Annotated in this window: 22 protein-coding genes; 4 read left to right on the top strand and 18 right to left on the bottom strand. The window is 70.3% G+C overall.

Features of this window, described 5'->3' with window-relative positions; translation table 11 throughout:
- Nucleotides 1-28 precede the first annotated feature (28 nt).
- From bamA to MKK69_RS15610, 4 genes are all read right to left on the bottom strand, one after another.
- Nucleotides 29-2,599 (bottom strand): outer membrane protein assembly factor BamA, encoded by a 2,571-nt coding sequence (gene bamA, locus MKK69_RS15595; RefSeq protein WP_243969186.1) that lies wholly within the window; start codon nt 2,597-2,599, stop codon nt 29-31.
- Between the two features lie 435 nt (nt 2,600-3,034).
- Nucleotides 3,035-4,189, bottom strand: a complete 1,155-nt coding sequence (locus MKK69_RS15600; RefSeq protein WP_243969188.1) for a M50 family metallopeptidase — start codon at nt 4,187-4,189, stop codon at nt 3,035-3,037.
- Between the two features lie 136 nt (nt 4,190-4,325).
- Entirely contained in the window at nt 4,326-5,912 is a 1,587-nt protein-coding gene (locus MKK69_RS15605; RefSeq protein ID WP_243969189.1) for a DHA2 family efflux MFS transporter permease subunit, read from the bottom strand.
- An 8-nt stretch (nt 5,913-5,920) separates the two neighbouring features.
- A complete protein-coding gene (locus MKK69_RS15610; protein ID WP_243969191.1) occupies nt 5,921-7,156 on the bottom strand; it encodes an HlyD family secretion protein in 1,236 nt (411 codons plus the stop codon).
- A gap of 139 nt (nt 7,157-7,295) precedes the next feature.
- On the opposite strand from MKK69_RS15610, the gene MKK69_RS15615 reads away from it, so the two are divergent.
- Entirely contained in the window at nt 7,296-7,934 is a 639-nt protein-coding gene (locus tag MKK69_RS15615) for a TetR/AcrR family transcriptional regulator (protein ID WP_243969193.1), read from the top strand.
- A gap of 12 nt (nt 7,935-7,946) precedes the next feature.
- Here MKK69_RS15615 and dxr read toward each other — a convergent pair whose 3' ends face one another.
- From dxr to pyrH, 4 genes are all read right to left on the bottom strand, one after another.
- Nucleotides 7,947-9,125 (bottom strand): 1-deoxy-D-xylulose-5-phosphate reductoisomerase, encoded by a 1,179-nt coding sequence (gene dxr, locus MKK69_RS15620; protein WP_243969194.1) that lies wholly within the window; start codon nt 9,123-9,125, stop codon nt 7,947-7,949.
- Between the two features lie 19 nt (nt 9,126-9,144).
- Nucleotides 9,145-10,002: a phosphatidate cytidylyltransferase gene (locus MKK69_RS15625; RefSeq protein WP_243969196.1), complete on the bottom strand. Its 858-nt coding sequence runs from the start codon at nt 10,000-10,002 to the stop codon at nt 9,145-9,147.
- A 19-nt stretch (nt 10,003-10,021) separates the two neighbouring features.
- Nucleotides 10,022-10,585, bottom strand: a complete 564-nt coding sequence (gene frr / locus MKK69_RS15630; RefSeq protein WP_243969198.1) for a ribosome recycling factor — start codon at nt 10,583-10,585, stop codon at nt 10,022-10,024.
- A 121-nt stretch (nt 10,586-10,706) separates the two neighbouring features.
- A complete protein-coding gene (pyrH, locus tag MKK69_RS15635; protein WP_243969200.1) occupies nt 10,707-11,429 on the bottom strand; it encodes a UMP kinase in 723 nt (240 codons plus the stop codon).
- 176 nt (nt 11,430-11,605) lie between these two features.
- On the opposite strand from pyrH, the gene MKK69_RS15640 reads away from it, so the two are divergent.
- Both MKK69_RS15640 and MKK69_RS15645 read left to right on the top strand, forming a co-directional pair.
- A complete protein-coding gene (locus tag MKK69_RS15640) occupies nt 11,606-12,538 on the top strand; it encodes a diacylglycerol/lipid kinase family protein (RefSeq protein WP_243969202.1) in 933 nt (310 codons plus the stop codon).
- Nucleotides 12,535-13,422, top strand: coding sequence for a metallophosphoesterase family protein (locus MKK69_RS15645; protein WP_243969204.1), 888 nt, complete (start codon nt 12,535-12,537; stop codon nt 13,420-13,422). The genes MKK69_RS15640 and MKK69_RS15645 overlap by 4 nt, the downstream gene beginning before the upstream one ends.
- On the opposite strand, the gene MKK69_RS15650 is transcribed toward MKK69_RS15645, so the two are convergent.
- The 3 genes from MKK69_RS15650 to MKK69_RS15660 all read right to left on the bottom strand — a co-directional run bounded on the left by MKK69_RS15650 (nt 13,379) and on the right by MKK69_RS15660 (nt 15,738).
- Nucleotides 13,379-13,525 carry a hypothetical protein gene (locus MKK69_RS15650; protein ID WP_243969205.1) on the bottom strand — a complete coding sequence of 49 codons (147 nt, stop codon included), beginning with the start codon at nt 13,523-13,525 and terminating at the stop codon, nt 13,379-13,381. The genes MKK69_RS15645 and MKK69_RS15650 overlap by 44 nt on opposite strands.
- A 101-nt stretch (nt 13,526-13,626) precedes the next feature.
- The gene (tsf, locus tag MKK69_RS15655) at nt 13,627-14,553 is read right to left on the bottom strand and encodes a translation elongation factor Ts (RefSeq protein WP_243969207.1); all 927 of its coding nucleotides are present in this window, start codon (nt 14,551-14,553) and stop codon (nt 13,627-13,629) included.
- Nucleotides 14,554-14,670: 117 nt separating this feature from the next.
- Complete coding sequence (locus MKK69_RS15660; RefSeq protein ID WP_243969209.1) at nt 14,671-15,738, bottom strand: 30S ribosomal protein S2; 1,068 nt, start codon at nt 15,736-15,738, stop codon at nt 14,671-14,673.
- Nucleotides 15,739-16,059: 321 nt separating this feature from the next.
- Here MKK69_RS15660 and MKK69_RS31210 point away from each other — a divergent pair, with 321 nt between their 5' ends.
- Entirely contained in the window at nt 16,060-16,221 is a 162-nt protein-coding gene (locus MKK69_RS31210; protein ID WP_313900862.1) for a hypothetical protein, read from the top strand.
- 25 nt (nt 16,222-16,246) lie between these two features.
- Here MKK69_RS31210 and MKK69_RS15670 read toward each other — a convergent pair whose 3' ends face one another.
- The 7 genes from MKK69_RS15670 to MKK69_RS15700 form a co-directional block, all read right to left on the bottom strand.
- Nucleotides 16,247-16,984: a pseudouridine synthase gene (locus tag MKK69_RS15670; protein ID WP_243969211.1), complete on the bottom strand. Its 738-nt coding sequence runs from the start codon at nt 16,982-16,984 to the stop codon at nt 16,247-16,249.
- On the bottom strand, nt 16,981-17,886 hold the full coding sequence (locus MKK69_RS15675; RefSeq protein WP_243969213.1) for a class I SAM-dependent methyltransferase: 906 nt from the start codon (nt 17,884-17,886) through the stop codon (nt 16,981-16,983). The genes MKK69_RS15670 and MKK69_RS15675 overlap by 4 nt, the downstream gene beginning before the upstream one ends.
- A 161-nt stretch (nt 17,887-18,047) precedes the next feature.
- Entirely contained in the window at nt 18,048-19,028 is a 981-nt protein-coding gene (gene era / locus MKK69_RS15680) for a GTPase Era (protein WP_243969216.1), read from the bottom strand.
- Complete coding sequence (gene rnc, locus MKK69_RS15685; protein ID WP_243969218.1) at nt 19,025-19,807, bottom strand: ribonuclease III; 783 nt, start codon at nt 19,805-19,807, stop codon at nt 19,025-19,027. Before rnc ends, era begins: the two co-directional genes overlap by 4 nt.
- Nucleotides 19,804-20,589, bottom strand: coding sequence for a signal peptidase I (lepB, locus tag MKK69_RS15690; RefSeq protein WP_243969220.1), 786 nt, complete (start codon nt 20,587-20,589; stop codon nt 19,804-19,806). Before lepB ends, rnc begins: the two co-directional genes overlap by 4 nt.
- Before the next feature lie 174 nt (nt 20,590-20,763).
- On the bottom strand, nt 20,764-21,174 hold the full coding sequence (gene acpS, locus MKK69_RS15695) for a holo-ACP synthase (protein ID WP_243969222.1): 411 nt from the start codon (nt 21,172-21,174) through the stop codon (nt 20,764-20,766).
- Nucleotides 21,171-21,920 carry a pyridoxine 5'-phosphate synthase gene (locus MKK69_RS15700; RefSeq protein ID WP_243969224.1) on the bottom strand — a complete coding sequence of 250 codons (750 nt, stop codon included), beginning with the start codon at nt 21,918-21,920 and terminating at the stop codon, nt 21,171-21,173. The genes acpS and MKK69_RS15700 overlap by 4 nt, the downstream gene beginning before the upstream one ends.
- Between the last annotated feature and the right edge of the window lie 322 nt (nt 21,921-22,242).

The raw sequence follows: 22,242 nt of genomic DNA on the forward strand, positions 1-22,242 counted from the left end.
GATCCGGCCGGCGCGCTTGAGATTTTGATCAGAAGCGCGAGCCGCCGGAGAAGCGGAACGCCTGGGTCTGATCCTTGCCGATATGCCCGATCTTGTTGAGCAGCGGCACGTACACGGACTGACCCTCGTCCTTCGTCAGGGCGTAGGCGTAGTCGAAGCGGATCGGGCCGAGCGGCGAGTTCCACAGGATGGACGCGCCCACCGAGGAGCGGATCGCGGCGGTGTCGCGGACGTTCACGCATTCCGGCTCGACGCCGATGGTGAAGGCCGAGAAGTTGCACTTTCCGGTCTGCGGCGCGGTGCCGTTGATGAACCCGTCGCCGTTCACGTCGAAGCTGCGCTTGCTGTGATAGCCGAACAGCGTGCCGGCATCGGCGAAGAGCGCGCCCTTCAGGCCCAGGTCGCGCGGGACGCCCGGCAGCGGGAACTGCACTTCGAGGGTACCGCCGATATAGGTCGAGCCGCCGATCGCGTTCGAGCGGGCGTCGGCGATGCCGACGTCGCGCGGACCGATGCCGTTCGGCGCGAAGCCGCGGACCAGCGACGGGCCGAGGAAGAACTCGTCGGTGACCCGCAGGGGCTGGCCGTTGATCGACTGGATGTGGCCGCCCTGGAACCGGACGAAGCCGATCACGTCCTCGAAGAGCTCCTTGTAGTAGCGCGCATCGGCGGTCACGCGGAAGAACTTGGAGTCGCCGCCGAGGCCGGCCACGTCGGGCTTCAGCTCGGCGTAGAGGCCGTTATGGGGCGCGCCGACGACGTCGAGGGTCGAGTAGGCGAGCGTCAGGCCGGCCAGGGAGGTCAGCGTGTTGCCCTGCGAGCCCTTGATGGCGATCGAGGCCTCGCCGTCATAGGCGCAGTTCGGGTAGAGCGCCTGCCCGCCGATGTTGCGGCCGGTATTCGGGTCGATCGTGCCCGCCGCGTAGGTGGCGGTGTAGCCGGGGATCGGCACCGAGCAATCGTTGTACGGCCGCTTCAGGGTGTTCGGCACCTTCAGCTCGGTGTTGTACAGCGAGTAGCGCAGCGTGACGCCGAACTCCTCGGTGATCGGCAGGCCGAGGCGGAGCTGCCCGCCATAGACCGTGGTCTCGTAGCGCGAGTACCGGGTCAGGTCGGAGTACTTGTAGAAGGCGTCGAAGCCGGCGGCGAGGCGGTAGCCGAGGAAGTACGGCTCGGTGAACGAGAAGTCGACGCCGCGCGAGTACTGGCCGCCGGTGCCCGCGAGGCGGACATACTGGCCGCGGCCGAGGAAGTTCGACTCGGAGACCGAGACCTCGCCGATGATGCCGTCCTGGGTGGAGTAGCCACCGGCCACCGAGAACGAGCCCGTGGGCTGATCCTCAACGTCGATGTTGATCACCACCCGGTCCGGGGCCGAGCCCGGCTCGTTGGAGAAGCGGACCTTCTTGAAGAAGCCCAGCCCGTTCAGGCGCCGCTCGGCGCGGTCGGTGAGCACGCGATTGTAGGCGTCGCCCTCGGCGATATCGAGTTCGCGGCGGATGACGTAGTCGCGGGTGCGGGTGTTGCCCCGGATGTTGATGCGCTCGACGTAGACGTGCGGGCCGTCCTCGACCACGAAGCCCAGGGAGACCTGGTGGGTCGCCGGGTCGCGCTGGCCGGTCGGGCGGACCTGCGCGAACGGGTAGCCCGCGCGGTTCACCTCGCGGGTGACGTTGTTCAGCGTCTTCTCGACATCGTCGGCGTTGTAGACGTCACCCACGGCGGCCGTGATGCCGCCGTCGAGCCGGGCGGTATCGAGCCCGGGCAGGCGCGTATCCACCTGGACCGCGCCGACCTTGTACTGCTCGCCCTCGTTCACCGTGACGGTGATGACGTAGCCGGAGGACTCGCCCTCGACGTAGCGGGCGTCGGCGCTCACCACCTGGAAATCGGCGTAGCCGTTCTTCAGGTAGTAGCGGCGCACCTGGTCGAGGTCGTTGGTGATACGGTCGGGATCGTAGACATCGGAGGTCTTGATGAACGACAGGAAGTTCATCTCCGAGGAGCTCATCAGCCCCTTCAGGGTCCGGTCCGAATAGGCGTTGTTGCCGACGAAGTTGATCGAGATGATGCCGGTCTTGTCGCCCTCGTCGACCTGGTAGATCACGTCGACGCGGCCGTTGGGCAGGTCGACGGTGCGGTAGGTCACCTTGGCGGTGCCGCGGCCGAAGCGCTTGTAGACGTCGCGGATGCGCGCCAGATCGGCGTTGACGATCGCCTCGCTGTAGGGGCCGCGGGCCTTGGCCTCGACCACGCCCTCCAGGGTCGCCTTCTCGATCTTCTTGTTGCCCTCGAAGACCACGCGGTTGATCAGGTTGTTCTCGCGGACGGTGACCACCGTGCGCCCGCCCGACTGGGCGACCTTCACGTCCGAGAACATGCCGCTCGCCAGCAGATTGCGGCGGGCCTCCTCGGCCGAACCCGACGCCGTGCCGGTCACGTAGGACCGGACCGTATCGGCATCGACGCGCTGGTTGCCCTGGACGACGATCTGCTGCGCCTGGGCCGCCCCGCCCAGGACGACGCCAAGACCAGCAGTGACTAGGACGATGGTTCTCCGCACCGACTTGCGTCGGTGCTTCCCCGTCAACGACATCATGCAATCGCCCGTTTCTGTTCTGGTCGCGGGGGTTAGCCCGTCACAGGCGACCGTTGGTCGGCCGTCCTGATCACCTGGTCCAAGCGTGGCTTCGGTCCAAGCGTAGCTCTTAGCGGGATTCCCCTGCCAAGCAAACGCGCGGGAGGCCATCGTCAGGGGATTTTGGGGGGTCGTGGCCTTCGCGCCACTTAACGAAGCGCCCCGTCGGTCGGCAAACGGCGGATCGTGGTAAACGCCGCGTAAACACCTGCCACAGCGCGATTTTTCACGCCCGCAGAGGAACGTGGTCACGGCCTGTTAACCGGATTTTGACCCGTCGGCGGGGCCGAGATCGGGCGGCTTCGGGGCCGGATCGCGGCGGGAATCAGGCATCGTTTCCGGTGGAGATCGGACAGGATCCCCAGGCGCCTCCCGCCGGTCCGCAACGCCTCCGGATTAGGTGTTCCGCCAGGACGCGCCGAGGTTGAGGATGTCGTTCCAGGCGGCGAACAGCATCAGCATCAGGACCAGCGCGAGGCCGATCCGGAAGCCGATCTCCTGGGCGCGCTCGCTGAGCGGGCGGCCCCGGACCACCTCGAAGGCGTAGAACAGCAGGTGGCCGCCATCGAGCAGCGGCACCGGGAACAGATTCAGCAGGCCGATCGAGACCGATAGGAGCGCAATCAGCCCGACGAGGCCGCCGACGCCGCCGGTTTTGGCGACCTCGCCGGAGACGCGGGCGATGCCGATCGGACCCGAGAGCTGGTCGGCGGATTCGCGGCCGGTGGCGAGCTTGCCGAGATACGAGAAGGTCCGCTCGACGACGAAGTAGGTCTCCTTCACGCCGAGGTTCAGGGACTCGACGGGCCCGTAGCGCACGAGGCGGGCCTCGGACCCGGCCGGCGAGCGGATGCCCAGCCGGCCGATCCGGTGGCGGCCGAACGGCGTCTTCTCCTCGAAGGTGGCGGGGGTCGCCTGGATGGTGATCGGGTGATCGTCGCGCTCCACCGTAAAGGTCAGCGGCGTCCCGGCGCTGCCCGTCACCGTCCGATACATGGCGTTGAAGTCGCCGATCGTTTCACCGTCGATGGCGGTGATCACGTCGCCCGGCTGGAACCCGGCCTGGGCGGCGACGCTGCCCGGCTCCACCGAGGAAACCCGGGCGGGCAATTCGTAGCGTCCGCCGAGCCAGATCGCGCCGGCGAAGAGCAGGATCGCCAGGATGAAATTCGCCACCGGGCCGGCGGCGACGATCGCGGCGCGCTTGGCCACGGGCTGGGTCGGGAAGCTGATCGCCCGCTCCTGCGGGCTCATCCGGGCGACGGCCTCGGGGTCGGGCATGCTCGCCCCGTTCACGTCGCCGTGGAACTTCACGTAGCCGCCGAGGGGGATCGCACAGAGCTTCCAGCGGGTGCCGCGGCGGTCGTTGAAGCCGAACAGTTCCGGCCCGAAGCCGAGGGAGAAGGCGTGGACGCCGACGCCGCACCAGCGGCCGACCAGGAAGTGGCCCATCTCGTGCACGAACACCACGACGGTGAGCACGAACAGGAACGGGATCAGGGCGCCGAAGAAGCCACCGGCGGTGCCGCCCATCGCGTTGAGGAAGTCCATAAGCCGATCCCTGGCCGCCTTGGCGCCGGTATCCCGCTCCGGCACATCCCGACATCCTAGCAGATCGGGGGGGCGCACCGCCAACGCAATCCTGCGCGGGATCGCGCAGCGTCGCGGCCCCCGGGGGGCTGGGCCGTCAGTGGCCCCCGCCGCCCCCGGGCCCCCCGCGCGGGCGCCGAACCAGCGGCACCGCGCAGGCCATCGCCAGGAACAACACGGTGAGGGCGAGGAACACGTCCTCGAAGGCCATCACCAGGCCCTGGATCCGCACCGTGTTGGTCATGGCCTTCAGCGCCATGTCGGGGGCGGCGCTGCCGAAGGATTCGAAGCCGCGCTGGAGGCTGTCGAGGCGCTCCAGGGCGGCGGTGCTCGTCCAGCTGAAGCGCTCGTGCAACCGGGCGAGATGCAGGTCCCACCGGTCGTTGAGGACCGTGTTGATCAGGGCGAGACCGACGGCGCCGCCGAGGTTGCGGGTGAGGTTGAACAGGCCGGAGGCGTTCTTCATCCGGGCCGGCGGCAGGGTGCCCAGCGCGATGTTGTTGATCGGGATCATGCACAGCATGAGCGAGCAGCCGCGCAGGATCTGCGGCAGCAGCAGTTCCCTGAAGTCCCAATCCTTGGTGAGGCCGGTGACGATCCAGGTGCCGCAGGCGAAGCCCGCGAAGCCGAGCCCCATCATGATCCGCGGGTCGAGCTTGCCCGAGAGCCGGCCGGCGATCGGCGCGGTGATGAACATGAACAGCCCGGAGACGAACATCGTCTCGCCGATCATCAGCGCCGAGTAGCCGCGCACCCGGGCGAGATAGACCGGGTAGATGTAGGTGAGCCCGTAGAGCCCGATGCCCAGGACGAAGCTCGCGACGCAGCCGCTGGCGAAGTTGCGGTCGGAGAAGGCGCGCAGGTCCACGATCGGCTGCTTCGCCGTGAACACCCGCCAGAAGAACAGCAGCCCCGAGACGCCGCAGATCACCGCGCAGGCGAACACCGCCTCGTCCTGCAGCCAATCGTGGTTCGGGCCCTCCTCCAGCACGTATTCGAGGCAGCCCAGGAAGCCCGCCATGAAGACCAGGCCCAGCCAGTCGAAGGCCTGCAGGAGCGCGTGGTTGGGCTTGTCGAAATCGACCAGGATCCAGGTCGAGACCGTGACGAAGATGCCGGGCACGACGTTGATCAGGAACAGCCAGTGCCAGGACATCAGGTCGGTCAGGTAGCCGCCGACCGTGGGGCCGATGGTCGGCGCCAGGGTCGCCACGAGGCCGATCATCGGCGAGACGATGGTGCGCTTCGAGGGCGGGAAGATCGTGAAGGCGGCCGCGAACACGGTCGGGATCATGCCGCCGCCGATGAAGCCCTGCGCGGCCCGCCAGACGATCATCTCGCCGATCGACGTGGAGGTGGCGCACATCAGGCTCATCAGCGTGAAGCCGCCCGCCGAGATCGCGAACATCCAGCGGGTCGAGAGCACCCGGGACAGGGTGCCGGAGAGCGGGATCGAGATCACCTCGGCGATAAGGTAGCTGGTCTGCACCCAGGGGATCTCGTCGCCCGAGGCCGACAGGCCGGCCTGGATCTCGTTCAGGGAAGCCGAGACGATCTGGATGTCCAGGATCGCCATGAACATCCCGAAGACCATGCAGACGAACGCCACCATGCGGCGGCGGTCCAGCGGGGGCTCGGCGGCGCGGGCCGGCGCGCCGGGCGTCAGGGCGGCGGTGGCGGCCATGGACCGGCTCAGCGGAGCGCGGTGCTGACCGGCGGCCCGGCGGCGGCCCGGTCGAGGACCGAGCGGTCCGCGCCGGCGCGGGTATCGACCCGCACCACCGCCGATAGGCCCGGCCGCAGCAGGCCCTCGCGGGCCACCGCCTCGGGCACGCGCACCCGCACCGGCAGGCGCTGAACGATCTTGGTGAAGTTGCCGGTGGCGTTGTCGGGCGGCAGGAGGCTGAACACCGACCCGGAGGCCGGCGAGAACGATTCCACCACCCCCTGGATCTCCCGGTCCGGATAGGCGTCGACCGTGACCGTCACCGGCTGGCCCGGGCGCATGCGCTGGACCTGGGTCTCCTTGAAGTTCGCGTCGATGTGCACGCTCTGGAGCGGCACGAGGGCGGCGATCCGGGTCCCGGGCGCGACGTAGGCGCCGGCCTCCACGGCCTTGTTGCCGACGACCCCGTCGAAGGGCGCGCGGATCACCGAGAAGTCGAGGTCGCGGCGGGCCCGGTCAACGGCGGTGCGAAGTTCCGCCGCCACGCTCTCGGCTTCGCGCTTCTGCGCCTGGAGGACGTCGACATTGGCCCGCGCTGCGGCGAGGCCGGCCTCCATGGCCTTCACCGAGGCCTCGGTCCGGTCGCGGTCGGCGCGGGTCTGGTCGATGCGCGACTTGGCGACGTAATCCGCCTGCATCTGCATCGACCGGGCGAAATCCGCCTGGGCCCGGACGGCGTCGGCCCGGGTTGCGTCGAGCTGCGCGGCGGCCTGGGCGACCTGCGCCTGGGCCGCCTCGGCCTGCCGGGCGATCCGGGCGATGGTGCTCTCCTGGGTGGCGAGCTTGTCCTGCGCGGCCTGGAGGGCGAGGCGGTAATCGCCGTCGTCGAGCTTGGCGATCACGTCGCCCTTCCTGACCGACACGCCGTTCACCACCGGGACGGATTCGAGGTAGCCCGAGACCTTCGCGGCGAGAACCGAGATGTCGGCCTGCACGTAGGCATCGTCGGTCGCGACGAAGAAGCGTCCGACCGTCCACCACTGCCAGGCGACAGACGAGCCGATGCCGAGCGCGGCCACCAGCGCGGCGAGCAGGACGACTCGCCGGAGCGGGCGCTTGCGGGCGGGGGCCGCATCCACGACGGGCATGGTCGGCTCTGGCGCGGCGGGGGCGGGTGCACGCGGTGTCGTGGTCTCGGCGCGCGTCTCGTCACCGCATTCGCCGGTGGGGGACGGCCGATCGGCCTCCTCGCGGAGAGACATCGCACCACCTCACGGATAGTGACCGAACCGTTCGGTCAAAAATTCGGCACCGCCTTGACGCGACTCCGAAAGCGCCTCAGGTTACGTTGACCGAACGGTTCGGTCAAGCGTGACAGCGTCTCGGACGCGGAGCGAAACCATGGCTCAAGGTGCGGTGCTGGAGCGGGGACAGGCCCAGCACGAAGGCGACAAGCGTCGGCAGATCCTCGACGGCGCCCGCCGGGTGTTCCTGGGGTCCGGGTTCGACGGGGCCAGCATGGGCGAGATCGCCCGGGCCGCCGGGGTCTCCAAGGGCACGCTCTACGTCTATTTCGACAGTAAGGAGGCGTTGTTCGAGGCGCTGACCATTCAGGAGAAGAGCCGCCTGGCCGAGGCGCTGTTCACCCTCGACGCGGACGATCCCGACGTCCCAGGGGTGCTGAACCGGCTCGGCGTGAGCTTCCTCAGCGAGATGTGCCGGCCCGAACACGTCTCCCTGGTCCGCATGGTGATCGGGGCCAGCGAGAAGTTCCCACGCTTCGGGCAAGTCTATTACGAGGCCGGGCCGGCCTGCGGCGTCGAGCGTCTGTCGGGTTATCTCGACGCGCAGGTCCAGGCCGGTCGGCTGCGGATCGCCGACACGGAACTCGCCGCCCGCCATTTCCTGCATCTCTGCCAGGCCGGCCTGCTGACGCGCCTCCTGTTCGGCGCGGGCGGCATCGCCGACGCGGCCGGCCGGCAGCACCAGGTGGACGAGGCGGTGCGGATGTTCCTGGCCGGATACGGGCCGACGCCCTGACCCGCGCCGCTCTCAGCCCGCGGCGCGCAGCTCCGGCAGGGCCTCGGTGCTCCAGACCCGGACATGAGCGTCGATGGAGAGCGCCTCGTCCACGTCGGCCGGCGCGGTCCGGTACAGCCCGGCGAAGTGGCCGCAGGCCCGCTCGACGAGGTCGCTGATCCCGTAGAAGCCGATCCGGCCGGCGATGAACGCCGCCACCGCGATCTCGTTGGCGGCGTTCATCACGGTCGGCGCCGCGCCGCCGGCCGCCAGGGCGGCCCGGGCGATCCGCAGGCAGGGGAAGCGGTCCTCGTCCGCGGCCTCGAAGGTCAGCGATCCGAGCTTGACGAGGTCGAGGGGCCGGCCGCGGGCGATGGTCAGCCGGTCGCCGAGGCCGAGGCAGTGCGAGATCGGCACGCGCATGTCGGGCAGCGCCAGCTCGGCGGTCACGGCCCCGTCCAGCCAGTAGACCATCCCGTGGATGACCGATTGCGGGTGCACGACGACGTCGAGGCGTTCGGGCTCGATCCCGAACAGGTGGTGCGCCTCGATCAGCTCGAGGCCCTTGTTCATCAGGCTTGCGGAATCGATGTTGATCTTCATGCCCATCGACCAGGTCGGATGGGCGGCGGCCTCGGTGGCGGAGGCGGCGGCGATCCGCTCGCGGGTCCAGGTCCGGAACGGCCCGCCCGAGGCCGTGATCATCATGGTACGGACGTCGGCCAGCGGCCGTCCGGCGAGCGCCTGGTTCAGGGCGTCGTGCTCGGAATCCATCGGCAGGATCGTGGCGCCGTAGCGCGCCGCGTCGCGCATGAAGGCGTCGCCGGCGCAGACGAGGCTCTCCTTGTTGGCGAGCGCGACCGTGCGCCCGAGACGGAGCGCCGCGTGGGTGGATTTCAGGCCCGCAGCCCCGCTCACCGCCGCCACCACGATGTCGGCGTCCCGGGCGACCGCCTCCATGACGGCCCCCTCCCCCGCGCCGCTGGGGATGCCGGAGCCCGACAGGGCCTCGGCGAGCGCGGGCCCGGCGGATTCGTCGGCGAGGGCCGCGAAGGACGCGTTCAGGTCGCGCGCCATCTTGGCCAGGGCGACGGGATCCTTGCCGCCGACCAGCGCGGCGACCCGGAACCGGTCCGCGTGCTGGGCGACCAGGTCGGCGGTGGAACGCCCGATCGAGCCGGTGGCGCCGAAGACGGTGACGATCTGGCTCACGGGTTCAACTCCCTCGTCGTCACGCGATCAGCCCGCCGCCGCGCAGGGCCAGGTACAGCGCCGCCAACAGGGCGACGGCGAAAAATCCGTCGAGCCGGTCCATGACGCCGCCATGGCCCGGGATGAGCTTTCCGGAATCCTTCACGCCGTAGCGGCGCTTGAGACCGGATTCGATGAGATCGCCCGCCTGGCTCAGAACGGAGGCGAGCGCGCTCACGCCGGCCACCACCGGCAGGGAGGCGGTGCTCGGCAGGGTCATCCCGGCGAGGTCGGCGACGACCGGCACCAGCGTCCCGGCCGCGACCGCGCCGATCAGACCGCCCAGCGCCCCCGACCACGTCTTGTTGGGCGAGACCCGGGGCATCAGCTTGGGGCCGCCGATCTTCCGGCCGGCGAAATAGGCGGCGATGTCCGTGGACCAGACCACGGCAAACATCCAGGCCGGGCCGACAAGGCCGATGGCGGGGTCGTCGCGCAGGGCGACCGGCACCGCCGCGATCGCCCCCGCGCCGAGGATCCCGACAAGCGCCCGCAGCCGCCCGCGGCCGGTCCGTGCCACCGTGGCGCAGGCCGCGGCGCCGAGGATCAGGACGGCGAGGCAGGCGGGCGCCGGGGCGCCGCCGCGCGCGCAGAGCAGCAGGGCGGCGAGGGTCGCAGCCCCCAGCGCGATCAGCACCTCCCGCGGCTCGGTGCGGCTCATCACCATCCACTCGGCGAAGCCGACGATGCCGGCGGCGAGCCAGATCCCCGCGAAGGGCCAACCGCCATAGACCAGGGCGGCCAGAACGCCGGTCCCGAGCACGAGGCCCGAGGCGACGCGAAGCCACAGCTCGCGCCGTCCCTTCGGACGCGCGGCCGGTGCCGCCGCGGAGGTCACGCGCGCCTCGCCGGCCAACTCAGACCTGCATGATCTCCTTCTCCTTGGAGGCCAGCACGCCGTCGATCTCGGCGATGAACTGGTCGGTCGCCTTCTGCACGTCGGCGGCCTGGCGCTTCTCGTCGTCCTCCGAGATGGCGCTGTCCTTCAGGAGCTTCTTGAGGTGGTCGAGCCCGTCCCGGCGGACGTGGCGCACGGCGACGCGGGCCTCCTCGGTGTATTTGTGGGCGACCTTGACCATCTCCTTGCGGCGCTGCTCGTTCATCTCGGGGATGCGCAGCCGAATGGTCTGGCCCTCGGTCTGCGGGTTGAGGCCGAGATCGGATTCGCGGATCGCCTTCTCGACGGCCGTGACCATGCTGCGGTCCCAGACCGAGATCGACAGGAGCCGGGGCTCCGGCACGCTGACGGTGGCGACCTGGGCCATCGGCATCAGCGAGCCGTAGGCATCGACCTGGATCGGGTCGACCAGGGACGGCGTGGCGCGCCCGGTGCGCAGGGAGCCGAGGTCCTTCGAGAGCGAGGCGACCGCGCCCTGCATCCGGCGCTTGATGTCGTTGAGGTCGAATTCCGGTGTGGCCATGATGGTCGTCCCGACACGTCTGACGTTGTCTTGAGCCCGGCGCGGGCGGTGGCGGCCTCAATGGACGAATTTGTTCAGGGCCGCAAACCTCGCGGGGTCCGGATCCCGCCTGCGGAGCGCGTCAGGGCGAGACCAGGGTCGAGGGCGCCGCCCCGGACAGGATCGCCGCGATGGAACTCGGCGGGTGGAGCGAGCCGACCACGATCGAGAGCCGGCTCTCCCGGGCCAGGGCGAAGGCGGCGGTGTCCATCACCTTGAGGTCGCGGGCGATCGCCTCGTCATGGGTCAGGCGGTCGTAGCGGGTGGCGTTCGGGTCCGTCTTGGGATCGGCCGAGTAGACGCCGTCGACCTGCGTCGCCTTGAGCACGGCATCGCAGCGCAGTTCGGCCGCGCGCAGCACCGCGGCGGTGTCGGTGGTGAAGAACGGGTTGCCGGTGCCCCCGGCGAGGACCACGACCTGGCCCTTGTCGAGGTGATGCAGGGCCGGCTGGCGGGCATAGGTCTCGCAGATGGTCGGCATCGACACCGCCGACATGGTCCGCGCCGGGACGCCGGCGGCGTTGAGCGCGGTCTCGATGGCGAGTGAGTTCATCACGGTCGCCATCATCCCGAGGGAATCCCCGGTGGCCCGGTCGATCCAGCCGGCCGCGGAGATCGTCGCTCCGCGGATCATGTTGCCGCCGCCGACCACGATGGCGATCTCGGCGCCGGTCTCGATGGTGCGGGCGATGTCCTCGGCGAGCGCCGCCAGCGTCGGCGGATGCAGCCAGTAGCCGTCGGGGGCGGCGAGCGCCTCGCCCGACAGCTTCAGGAGGATTCGGCGAAACGGCGTCGTCTCCGGCATCTCGATCTCCGACCCCGTCCCGCATCGCGCAAACCGGGAGGCTTCTACGTCAGGCGCGGGAGCGGCGTCGAGGGGCGCTGCGCCATTCGGCGGGGATCGTCGGTCGAATCGCGACCGACACGGGAACGACGTGCAGCCCTGGCAAAGCGGGCCGGATCGACCATCCCGGGACAGCCATGCGCATCGCACTGGTGATCAATACCGCATCGGGCAGCGTCGGCGCCGGCGCGGCGCCGGAGGCGATCCGGGCGCGGCTTGCCGCCGCGGGGATCGAGGCCTTGGGCGAGGCCGACCGGGGGGCGTCCCTACCGGCGCGCATTGCTGCCGCCGTGGCCGAGCCGGGGATCGACGCGGTGGTGGTGGCCGGGGGCGACGGCACGGTCGCCTGTGCGGCCGCCGCCCTGGTCGGGCACGCGACACCGCTCGGCATCCTGCCGCTCGGCACCATGAACCTGCTGGCCAAGGATCTCGGCCTGCCCCTCGACCTCGACGGCGCCATCGCCAATCTCGTTGCGGGCGTGCGGCGCCCGATCGATGTCGGCGACGTGAACGGCCGGAGCTTCGTGATCAATTCGGTGCTCGGCATGCCGGCCCGGGTCGCCCGCCACCGGGAGGCGCATCGCGAGCGCCGGGCTTTCCGCACGCTCCTGCGCTGGGCGATCGGGATGCTGCGCCATCTCGGCCGCTATCCGCGGCTCACCGTGACCGGGCTGATCGACGGGACGGCGCGCCGGCTGCGGGTGCGGCTGATGGCGGTGGTGGTCGGCGACTATGTCGAGCGGCCGGGCCAGGTGCTGCTGCGGGCGCCGATCGACGCCGGCCGGCTGACGCTCTACGTCCTCGCCGACCTGTCGGTCTGGCGCAGCCTTCGGCTCGCCCTCGGCTTCGCGCTGGGCGACTGGCGCCGGCTTCCCGAGGTCGAGCGGCTGCCGGTGAGCGACCTGACCATCGGCTCGCGCAGGCAGGCGCTGCAGGTCATGAACGACGGCGAGGTGCTGCTGATCCCGACGCCCCTGCGCTACCGGATCCGCCGCCACGCCCTGACGGTGATCGTGCCCCGCACGGACGAGGCCGGACCGCGCTTCGAGGGCGGGATCGGGGGCACATGAGGCGGATCAGTCACATCTCCGACCTCCATTTCGGCCGGACCGACCCGGCCGTGGTCGAGGCCCTGGTCGACGAGCTGAACGGGGACGCACCGGACCTGATCGTCGCCTCGGGGGACTTCACCATGGCGGCGCGGCCTCTAGAATTCGCGCAGGCCCGCGCCTTCCTGGACCGCCTCGCGCCGCCCTGGATCGGCGTGCCGGGCAACCACGATATCTCGCCCTATCACCTGCCGCAGCGCTTCCTCCGGCCGTTCACCCGCTACCGGCGGGCCATCGCGCCGGACACGGAACCGTGTTTTGCGGATGCAGAAATCGGTGTCGTCTGCCTCAATACGGTGCGGCGCTGGGCCGCCGAGCGGGACTGGTCGCAGGGGATGATCCGCCCCAGCCAGATCGCCCGCACCGAGGCGCGCCTCGCTTCCATGCCCGGGCATCTGTTCAAGATCGTGGTCGGCCACCACCCGTTCATGCCGCCGCCCTGGGACGCGGAAGCCCGGCTCGTGGGGCGTGCCGACCTGGCACTGGCGTCCTTCCGCCGCTGCGGGGTCGGGCTGACCCTGTCCGGGCACCTGCATCGCCACTACGCGCGCTTCGTGGGCGGGGACGACCCGGACACGGCGGTGGTGGATCGGGGTGCGCTGCGGGTCCGCCGGGGACAGTTGCTCGCGGTCCAAGCGGGCTCAGCGACCTCCACCCGCCTGCGCGGGAATGAGCCGAACGCCTATAACCGCATCACCGTGGACGGGGGCTGCGCCGCCATCTCGGTCCGGATCTGGGACGGACGCGCCTGGACCGATGCGGCGCCGGCATGCGTGCAGACCCTCACGCCGGCGCCAGATTTCAACTTCCCGCCAGGACGCCGACGGCGCCGAGGACGGTCATGACGAGACCGGACGCGAACACGCCGATCATGAGATAGGAGAAGGGTTTCAGAGCCATGCCGCCAAGGTAGTGCGCATCCGCGAGATCGAGTGTGCGCTGCAGCACGCTTCATCGTATCCTCGGTGCCGTCCAACAAAAAACCCCGCCCGGCGCGCGCCGGACGGGGTTTTTCCGGATCCTCGGACCGGGCGAGCGGTCCGGAAAAATCAGGCGCGGCCGGCCTGCTGGGCGACCTCGGTGGCGAAGTCCGGACCGTCTTCCTTCTCGATGCCCTCGCCCAACGCGTAGCGGACGAAACCCGTCAGCGCGACCGGGCCGCCGACCTTGCCGGCGGCGTCCTTGAGCACCTGGCTCACCGTCTTCGAGCCGTCATGCACGAAGGGCTGCTCCAGGAGGGTGACCTCCTTGTAGTAGCTCTTCAGGCCGCTCTCGATGATCTTGGCGAGCACGTGGTCCGGCTTGCCGGCGTTCTTCTCGCGCAGGATGTTCGATTCGCGCTCCACCGTGGCGGTATCGACGCCCGAGGCGTCGAGGGCCACCGGGTTGGTCGCGGCGACGTGCATTGCGATCTGGCGGCCGAGCGCCGAGAGGGCGTCGACGTCACCCTCGGATTCAAGGGCCACGAGCACGCCGATCTTGCCGAGCCCCTCGGAGATCTGGTTGTGCACGTAGGAGGCGATCACGCCCTTCTTCACCTCGAGCTTGGCGACCCGGCGCAGGTTCATGTTCTCGCCGATGGTGGCGATCAGGGCCTGCAGCTTCTCCGAGACCGTCTCGCTGGCGCCCGGGAAATGGGCGGCCTGGAGACCGTCCAGCGTGCCGTCGGTGTTCAGGGCGATCTTGGCGGCCTCGCGGACGAAGGCCTGGAAGGCGTCGTTGCGGGCGACGAAGTCGGTCTCGGAATTCACCTCGACCACCGCGGCGTGATGGCCGGCGGACTCGACGGCCACAAGGCCCTCGGCGGCGACGCGGCCGGCCTTCTTGGCGGCCTTGGCGAGGCCCTTCTTGCGCAGCCAGTCGATGGCGGCCTCGATGTCGCCCTGCGTCTCGTTGAGCGCACCCTTGCAGTCCATCATGCCGGCGCCGGTCTTCTCCCGGAGCTCCTTCACCATCGCGGCGGTGATGTTGGCCATGGCGGTCCCTTTCGTAGATCTGGATGAGAGAGGCCCGGCGCGCGGGTGAGCGGCCGGGCCCGGTATGCCGAATCCGCGACGGCCCGATGACGGTGCCGCCACGACGTACCCGCTGGATCAGACCGCCGCGGCGGCCTCGACGAAGCCCCGGGCCTGCGAAACCCACGAGTCGCGATCGATGCGGCCGTTGAGCTTCAGGTCGTGATCGACCTTGGTGACATCCTCGGGCGTCATCGCGGCGATCTGCCAGTAATGGTAGATGCCGGCATCGTTGAGCTTCTGCACGATCTGCGGGCCGGCGCCGTTGAGCTTGGTCAGGTCGTCCGGGGCGCCGCGCGGGGCGGCGAGCAGTTCGAAATGCTCGGTCGTCTCGGCGAGCATCGCCACGTCGGCCGGGTCGAGGGCGTCGGACTCGACCGTGACGGCCCCGTCGTCATTGGCCGGCAGCGCCTCGGCCATCGGCTCCTCGGAGGCGCCGAGATCCATGCCGGACGAGCCCTGGGCGCGGGAGATGCCGTCGATGGCCGCCTTGGCGATCAGGTCGCAATAGAGCGCGATGGCGCGGCCGGCATCGTCGTTGGCCGGCACGATGTGGGTGATGCCGTCCGGGTTGCAGTTGGTGTCGACGATGGCGGCCACCGGGATCCCAAGGCGGTTCGCCTCCTTGATCGCCAGCTGCTCCTTGTTGGTGTCGATCACGAACAGCAGATCGGGGACGCCGCCCATGTCCTTGATGCCGCCGAGCGCCTTCTCGAGCTTCTCCTTCTCGCGGGAGAGCATCAGGCGCTCCTTCTTGGTCAGGCCCGGTCCGCCGGTCTCCAGCGTCTCGGAAACCTTGCGCAGGCGCGAAATCGAGCCCGAGATCGTCTTCCAGTTGGTGAGCATGCCGCCCAGCCAGCGGGAATTGACGTAGTACTGGGCCGAGCGCTTGGCCGCCTCGGCGATCGTGTCGGCCGCCTGGCGCTTGGTGCCGACGAACAGCACGCGGCCGCCCTTGGCAACGGTGTCGCTCACCGCCTGCAGCGCCGTGTGCAGCGCCGGCACGGTCTGGGCCAGATCGATGATGTGGATATTGTTGCGCGTACCGAAGATGTACGGCTGCATCTTCGGGTTCCAGCGGTGCGACTGGTGACCGAAATGGGCGCCCGCTTCGAGGAGCTGACGCATAGAGAAATCGACGGCCATGCTGTGTGTACTCTCCGGTTGGATCCGCCGCGGAGGGATGCAGCCGCCCGACGCTGTCGGGCGACCACCGGAAACGCCTCATTCAGGCATGAGGCCGGCTCCGCGTGTGGGATGGGCGGGCGCATAGCAGAGCCGGGGGCCGGACGCAAGGATTCGGGTGACGCGGAACGGGATGGCACCGCCGGGAGCTTGCAACCCGGCGCCTCCAAGCTCGATCAGACACGATAGGGTTGCCGTGGCCTTCGACACGCTGAAATGCGCCCGGACGCTCCGGGACAAGGCCAAGCTCTCCCCCGGGCAGGCCGAGGGATGGCCGATGCCATGGCCGAAGCGCTCAAGGGCGATCTGGTCACGAAGGCCGATCTGCGTGCCGAACTGGCCGAGACCCGGGCCGGGATCGTCCGCCCGGTCGCCGGATTGATCGGCTTTCAGACGCTCGCGGTCATCGGCGCCGTGGTCGCCCTCGCCCGATCGCTCCCTTGAAGCCGCAGATCGTCGGCGGCGCTCCTCATTCGCCCGCGAACAGCGCCGCAACATCGCTGGCTGTCATCACCCGATAAGCCCCCGCCGCCAGATCATCCGGCAGGTCGAGGCCGCCGACCCGGTCCCGGTGGAGCGCCGTGACGTGGTTGCCGACGGCGGCGAACATCCGGCGGACCTGATGGTAGCGGCCCTCCGTCAGCGTCACCGCGCAATGCGTGGCGTCCTCGACGTCGAGCCGCACCGGCAGCAGCGACCGCTCCTCGCCCTCCAGCATCAGGCTCCCCGAGGCGAAGAGCGCCGCCTCGGTCCCCGCCAGCGGCCGGTCGAGGGTGACCCGGTAGCGCTTCGCCACATGGGCCTTCGGGCTGATGATCCGGTGCAGCAGGGCGCCGTCGTCGGTGAGCAGCAGCAGGCCCGAGGTGTCCTTGTCGAGACGGCCGACCGTGGAGAGCGGCGGGTCGCGGCGGCGCCAGCGCTCGGGCAGCAGCCCGTAGACCAGCGGGCCGGCTTCCTTGTGCGAGCAGGTGACGCCGAGGGGCTTGTGCAGCATCAGGCACAGGCCGGGCAGCGGGTCGAGGCCCGCGCCGTCGACCGTGAGGCGGTCCGGGAGATCCGGGTCGAGGGCAATCCGGTCGCCGGCATCCGCCAGCGCGGCGCCGTCGAGTCGGATCGCGCCGGCGCGGGCCAGCCCCTGGATCTCCCGCCGGGAGCCGTAGCCGAGATTGGCGAGCAGCTTGTCCAGGCGGACGGCCTTCGCGCTCACCGGCGCGCCTCGTAGACCCGGTACCCGTTCGCCTGCGTGGCCACGGCGACGGTGCGGAAGGCCGCGCGCAGGGGCGCCTCGTAAGGCAGGTGCGCGTTGGCCACGAGCCACAGCGTACCGCCGGGCCTCAGGGCCTCGACGGCCCGGGCGATGAAGGCCCGACCGAGGGCCTGATCCTCGGCGCCGCCCTCGTGGAAGGGCGGGTTGGTGACGACGAAGTTCAGGTCGCCGAGTTCCAGACCGGGTGTCCGGATATCGGCCCAGAGGATCGTCGCCCGCGGATCGGCGACGTTGCGGCGGGCCATCTCGACGGCGCGGCGGTCGATCTCCACGAGGGTCATCGCGGTCACCGCCTCCGAGGACAGGACCGCCCGGGCCAGGATCCCGAGGCCGCAGCCGAAATCGGCCCCGCGCCCCTTCAACGCCGGCAGGGTGCTCAGGAGCAGCGCCGTGCCGGGATCGAGCCGGTCCCAGGAGAAGATGCCGGGCTGCGTGCACAGGGCGAGGTTGTCGACGTGGCGGGGGGCGCCCGCGTCGATCGCCTCGGCGATCCCGGCCGGCTCCGGCGGCCGATCGGCCACGCAGATCCGATGATGGCGCCGCGGCTGATCGGCGGCCGCGCAGCCGAAGGTGCCGAGTTCCTTGGCCAAGCGGGTGCCGCCCTTGTCCTTCGGCGCCAGGGCGATCATCCGGCCGCCGGGTCCCAGCGCCCGCAGCACCTGCGCCAGCACGTAGCGCCGCTCCACCGTTCCGGGCGGAGCGAGGATCGTGGCGGTGTCGAGGCTGTTCTCGGTCAGATCCTCCAACCGGGAGGCGCCGGGAATCAGAGGGGAAACCTGAACGGCATCGCCGGGGACCTCGGCGAGATCCACCGGCGGCAGGCCGTATACGGCATGTCGCATGAATGATTCGAAAGTTAGAGAGCCGGCTCCGGAACGCGGATCCGCGGCGGTGCGGGAGGGACCCGCGCCCGACTCGGATCATCCGGGGGGAACGGCGCCCCTTATACCGGATTGGCCCCGGAAGCCCAGCCTGCCGGATCTCTCCCTGCCGGATCGGCCGGTCAGCCCCGGGGGAATTCCAGGCCCATCTCGCGGTAGCGCGCCGGATCGTCGGCCCAGTTCTCCCGCACCTTCACGTGCAGGAACAGGTGGACCTTGGCGTCGGCCGCCTCGGCGATCCCGATCCGGGCCGCCTGCCCGATCGCCTTGATGGTCTGGCCGCCCTTGCCCAGCACGATCGAGCGCTGGCTCTCCCGCTCGACGAAGATCGTCTGCTCGATCCGCACGGACCCGTCCGGCCGGATCTGCCACTGGTCGGTCTCCACCGTGGAGCGATAGGGCAGTTCTTCGTGCAGCCGGTCGTAGATCTTTTCCCGGGTGATCTCGGCCGCCAGCATGCGCAGCGGCGCGTCCGAGACCTGATCCTCCGGATAAAGCCAGGGTCCGGGGGGCATCCGGGCGGCGAGCGCCCGGCGCAGGTCCGCCACGCCGTCGCCCTTGAGCGCGGAGATCATGAAGGTCTCGGCGAAGGGCGCCGCGGCGTTGAGCCGGGCCGCCAGATCGAGCAGCCGCTCGCGCGGGATCAGGTCGATCTTGTTGAGGATCAGCAGCTTGTCGCGCTTCACCTCGGACAGGCGGCCGAGCACGGCCTCGACCTCCGCCTCGACGCCCTTGCGGGCATCGACCAGCAGGCAGACCGCGTCCGCATCCGCGGCGCCGCTCCAGGCCGAGTGGACCATCGCCCGGTCGAGGCGGCGCTTCGGCGCGAAGATGCCGGGCGTGTCGACCAGCACGACCTGGGAGGCGCCCTCGATGAGGATGCCGCGCACCAGGGCCCGGGTGGTCTGAACCTTGCGCGAGACGATGGACACCTTCGTGCCCACGAGACTGTTCAGGAGGGTCGACTTGCCGGCATTCGGCACGCCGATCAGCGCGACAAAGCCCGCCCGGGCGTCAGCCGGCGTTCCCGGGAGGGTGGACGGGCCGGGGCCATGCCCGGGCTCCGGGGTGTCCGCGGGGTCGTCCTGATCGTGCTCGGTCATGCTGTCTCCGTCGGCTCCGCCGCCGGCAGGGCGCCGATCCCCTCCCGCTCCATCAGCGCCTGGGCGGCCGCCTGCTCGGCGATCCGCTTCGACGTGCCCTCGCCCAGGCCCGGTGCCAGACCGTCGACCTCGACGGCGATGCGGAAGCGCGGCGCGTGATCGGGACCGGTCCGCTCGACCACCGCGTAGGTGGGGATCGGCAGGCCGCGGCCCATCGCCCATTCCTGCAACGCCGATTTGGCGTCGCGGCCCCGCGCCGCCGCCGTCGGCTCGCCGGGTCGGAAATGCGCCTCGACCACAGCCCGGGCGATGTCGAACCCGGCATCGAGATAGATGGCGCCGAGGATCGCTTCGCAGACATCGGCGAGGATCGTCTGGTTGCGCCGGCCGCCGCCCATCACCTCGCCCTGGCCGAGGATCAGGTGCGGCCCGACATCCCAGGCCGCGGCCACGACCGCGCAGGTCTCGCGGCGGACCAGCGCGGCGAGGCGGCGGGAGAGATCGCCCTCGTCGGCCTCCGGGAAGGCGCCGTAGAGCCGGTCCGCCACCGCGAGGCCGAGCACACGGTCCCCGAGGAATTCCAGGCGCTGGTAGCTGCCGCCCCGGCCGGAGGCCTTGCTGGTATGGGTCAGGGCGCGGGTGAGCAGGGTCTGGTCGGCGAAGCGATGGCCGATCCGCTCCTCGAGCACGGCCAGCGGCGGGCGCGGCTTATGGGCCCGCCGGGCCCGGGCGGTGACGATTCGGGGCTGGGCCGCCTCGTCCAAGTCGGGACCGATCAATGGATCGTCGAGAACAGGCGCGCCCAGCGGACATGGGCCGGCCAGTTCCAGACCTGCCACGCCGGCGTACCCTCGTCGATCGAGAAGAAGATCATCTCGGCGCGCCCGACGAAATTGGCGAAGGGCACGTAGCCGACATTGGCGAGATCGCGCGAATCGGTGGAATTGTCGCGGTTGTCGCCCATCATGAAGAAGTGTCCGGCCGGGACCGTGTAGGGCTCGGTCTTGTCCCAGAAGCCGTTGTCCCCGTCGCGCTCGATCACCGGGTGGACCACGCCGTTGGGCAGCGTCTCCATGTACTGCGGCACCTTGGTGGCCTGGCCGTAGGGATCGGTCGTCTCGTAGTCGGCGATCCGCTCGCGCTTGACCGCCTTGCCGTTGATGTTGAGCACGCCGTCGATCATCTGGATCTTGTCGCCGGGCAGGCCGATCACGCGCTTGATGTAGTCGGTGGCGTTGTCCTTGGGCAGCTTGAACACCGCGATGTCGCCGCGCTTCGGCTCGGCGGCCCAGACCCGGCCGTCGGCCTGGATCGGGATGTATTCCGACAGCGGCAGCGAGTATTTCGAATACCCATAGGAATATTTCGACACGAACAGGTAGTCGCCGATCAGCAGTGTCGGCACCAGGGAGCCCGAGGGGATGTTGAACGGCTGGAACAGGAGCGTCCGCACCACCAGGGCGATGAGCAGCGCCTGGATGCCGACCTTCAGGGTCTCGCGGATGCTGGCCCAGGTGCCGGCCTCGGCGGGTTTCCTGAGCGGTTTGCCGTCGTAATCCACGCGCGCGTTCCGTCTTCGGTTGAGATTGCTGGGCCTGCCGCCGGCGGAGCGGCCCGGACCGCGGTTGTCCTGAGGAATGCGCCGCAATCGTGTCCGCCGTGAGCGGCGGGTCTAGACCAAGCGCGGTCCCCCCGCAACGCGCGACGGGGGCCGGCTAATCCCTGACTGGTGTCCTCACCCGGCGGCTGCAGCCGGGAGCGCCTCGATGATCACGAAGGCTTGTGCCATGGGCGGGTCGTCCGTCAGGCTGACGTGCAGGCGTGCCGCGTGGCCCGGGGGCAGCAGTTCCGCGAGCCGCGCCGCCGCGCCCCCGGTCAGCCGCAGGGTCGGCTGGCCGGAGGGGAGGTTCACGACCTCCATGTCGTGCCAGAACACGCCGCCGCTCAGGCCGGTCCCCAGGGCCTTGGCGCAGGCCTCCTTGGCGGCGAAGCGCCGGGCATAGCCCTCCGCGCGGGCGGCCCGGCGGTCGCAGCGGGCCCGCTCGCCATCGGTGAACACCCGGTGGGTGAACCGTTCGCCGTGGCGCTCCAGCGTCCGGGCGATTCGGCGGATGTCGCAGAGGTCCGACCCGATCCCGATGATCATGGGCGCCGGGCGCGGTCCATGGCCGCCCGCATGTCCTGAACGGCCCGGGCGAGGCCTACGAAGATCGCATCGGCGATCAGCGCATGGCCGATGTTCAGTTCGCGGATCTGCGGCAGGGCCGCCACCGGCCCGACGCTGTCGCGGGTGAGCCCGTGGCCGGCATGGATCTCCAGGCCGAGACCGGCCCCGTGCTCGGCCGCGTGCCGGAGGCGGGCCAGTTCATGGGCGGTCCGCGCCGCATCGTCCTCCAGGGCGGCCTCGCAATAGCGGCCGGTATGCAACTCGACGACCGGTGCGCCGAGGGCGCGGGCAGCCTCCATCACCGCCGGCTCCGGCTCGACGAACAGCGAGACCCGGATGCCCGCCCCCGCGAGCGACCGGATGCGCGGCGCGAGGGACTCGCGGCCGCTGACGATGTCGAGGCCCCCCTCGGTGGTGCGCTCCTCGCGCTTCTCCGGGACCAGGCAGGCGGCGTGGGGCCGGGTGGCGAGGGCGATCGCCACCATCTCGTCGGTGGCCGCCATCTCGAAGTTCAGCGGGACGGAGAGGCTGCGCTTGAGCGCCGCGATGTCGGCGTCGCGGATGTGGCGCCGGTCCTCGCGCAGGTGAGCGGTGATGCCGTCGGCCCCCGCCTCCACGGCGAGCAGCGCGGCCTGCACCGGGTCGGGATAGGCCCCGCCGCGGGCGTTGCGGACGGTGGCGACGTGGTCGATGTTGACGCCGAGGCGCTGCGTGTCGGAGGTCATCGGCTCGTTCGTCCCCGTGTCGGCGCGATGCGACGGGCCTGCGGACAGGATACGGCGCGCTTCGCGCCGGGCTCGGCTGCGATATGCTGGCGTTCGCGCGCTCCGGCAAGGCGGCCGCGGTCTCAGGGCGCGGCCGTGTCGACGGGAGGAAGCGCGAGCCGTTTCGCACCCTGAACCTCCGGTTCGAGCTTGTCAGGCGGAAAGAAACCGACTATGCGCCCCCCTTCGCGTTCGCTCCGGCCGGGGGCTGAACGGACGGTGCTGCTTGCGGCATAGGGTCTTCAACAACCCGTCGTCCGGTGTCTCCGCCTTCGATCAACCG

The sequence above is a fragment of the Methylobacterium sp. J-026 genome (assembly GCF_022829585.1).
Classification (GTDB): Bacteria; Pseudomonadota; Alphaproteobacteria; order Rhizobiales; family Beijerinckiaceae; genus Methylobacterium.

Bases quoted from the DNA above. Each gene is read 5' to 3' on its own strand.
- tsf (WP_243969207.1), bottom strand. From the start codon at position 14,553: ATGGCCAACATCACCGCCGCGATGGTGAAGGAGCTCCGGGAGAAGACC.
- pyrH (WP_243969200.1), bottom strand. From the start codon at position 11,429: ATGCCGGAGACGACGCCGTTTCGCCGAATCCTCCTGAAGCTGTCGGGC.
- acpS (WP_243969222.1), bottom strand. From the start codon at position 21,174: ATGATCATCGGGATCGGGTCGGACCTCTGCGACATCCGCCGAATCGCC.
- MKK69_RS15645 (WP_243969204.1), top strand. From the start codon at position 12,535: ATGAGGCGGATCAGTCACATCTCCGACCTCCATTTCGGCCGGACCGAC.
- frr (WP_243969198.1), bottom strand. From the start codon at position 10,585: ATGGCCACACCGGAATTCGACCTCAACGACATCAAGCGCCGGATGCAG.
- MKK69_RS15675 (WP_243969213.1), bottom strand. From the start codon at position 17,886: ATGCGACATGCCGTATACGGCCTGCCGCCGGTGGATCTCGCCGAGGTC.
- MKK69_RS15640 (WP_243969202.1), top strand. From the start codon at position 11,606: ATGCGCATCGCACTGGTGATCAATACCGCATCGGGCAGCGTCGGCGCC.
- MKK69_RS15600 (WP_243969188.1), bottom strand. From the start codon at position 4,189: ATGGACTTCCTCAACGCGATGGGCGGCACCGCCGGTGGCTTCTTCGGC.
- MKK69_RS15605 (WP_243969189.1), bottom strand. From the start codon at position 5,912: ATGGCCGCCACCGCCGCCCTGACGCCCGGCGCGCCGGCCCGCGCCGCC.
- MKK69_RS15610 (WP_243969191.1), bottom strand. From the start codon at position 7,156: ATGTCTCTCCGCGAGGAGGCCGATCGGCCGTCCCCCACCGGCGAATGC.
- MKK69_RS15615 (WP_243969193.1), top strand. From the start codon at position 7,296: ATGGCTCAAGGTGCGGTGCTGGAGCGGGGACAGGCCCAGCACGAAGGC.
- bamA (WP_243969186.1), bottom strand. From the start codon at position 2,599: ATGATGTCGTTGACGGGGAAGCACCGACGCAAGTCGGTGCGGAGAACC.
- era (WP_243969216.1), bottom strand. From the start codon at position 19,028: ATGACCGAGCACGATCAGGACGACCCCGCGGACACCCCGGAGCCCGGG.
- MKK69_RS15700 (WP_243969224.1), bottom strand. From the start codon at position 21,920: ATGACCTCCGACACGCAGCGCCTCGGCGTCAACATCGACCACGTCGCC.
- MKK69_RS15660 (WP_243969209.1), bottom strand. From the start codon at position 15,738: ATGGCCGTCGATTTCTCTATGCGTCAGCTCCTCGAAGCGGGCGCCCAT.
- MKK69_RS31210 (WP_313900862.1), top strand. From the start codon at position 16,060: ATGGCCGAAGCGCTCAAGGGCGATCTGGTCACGAAGGCCGATCTGCGT.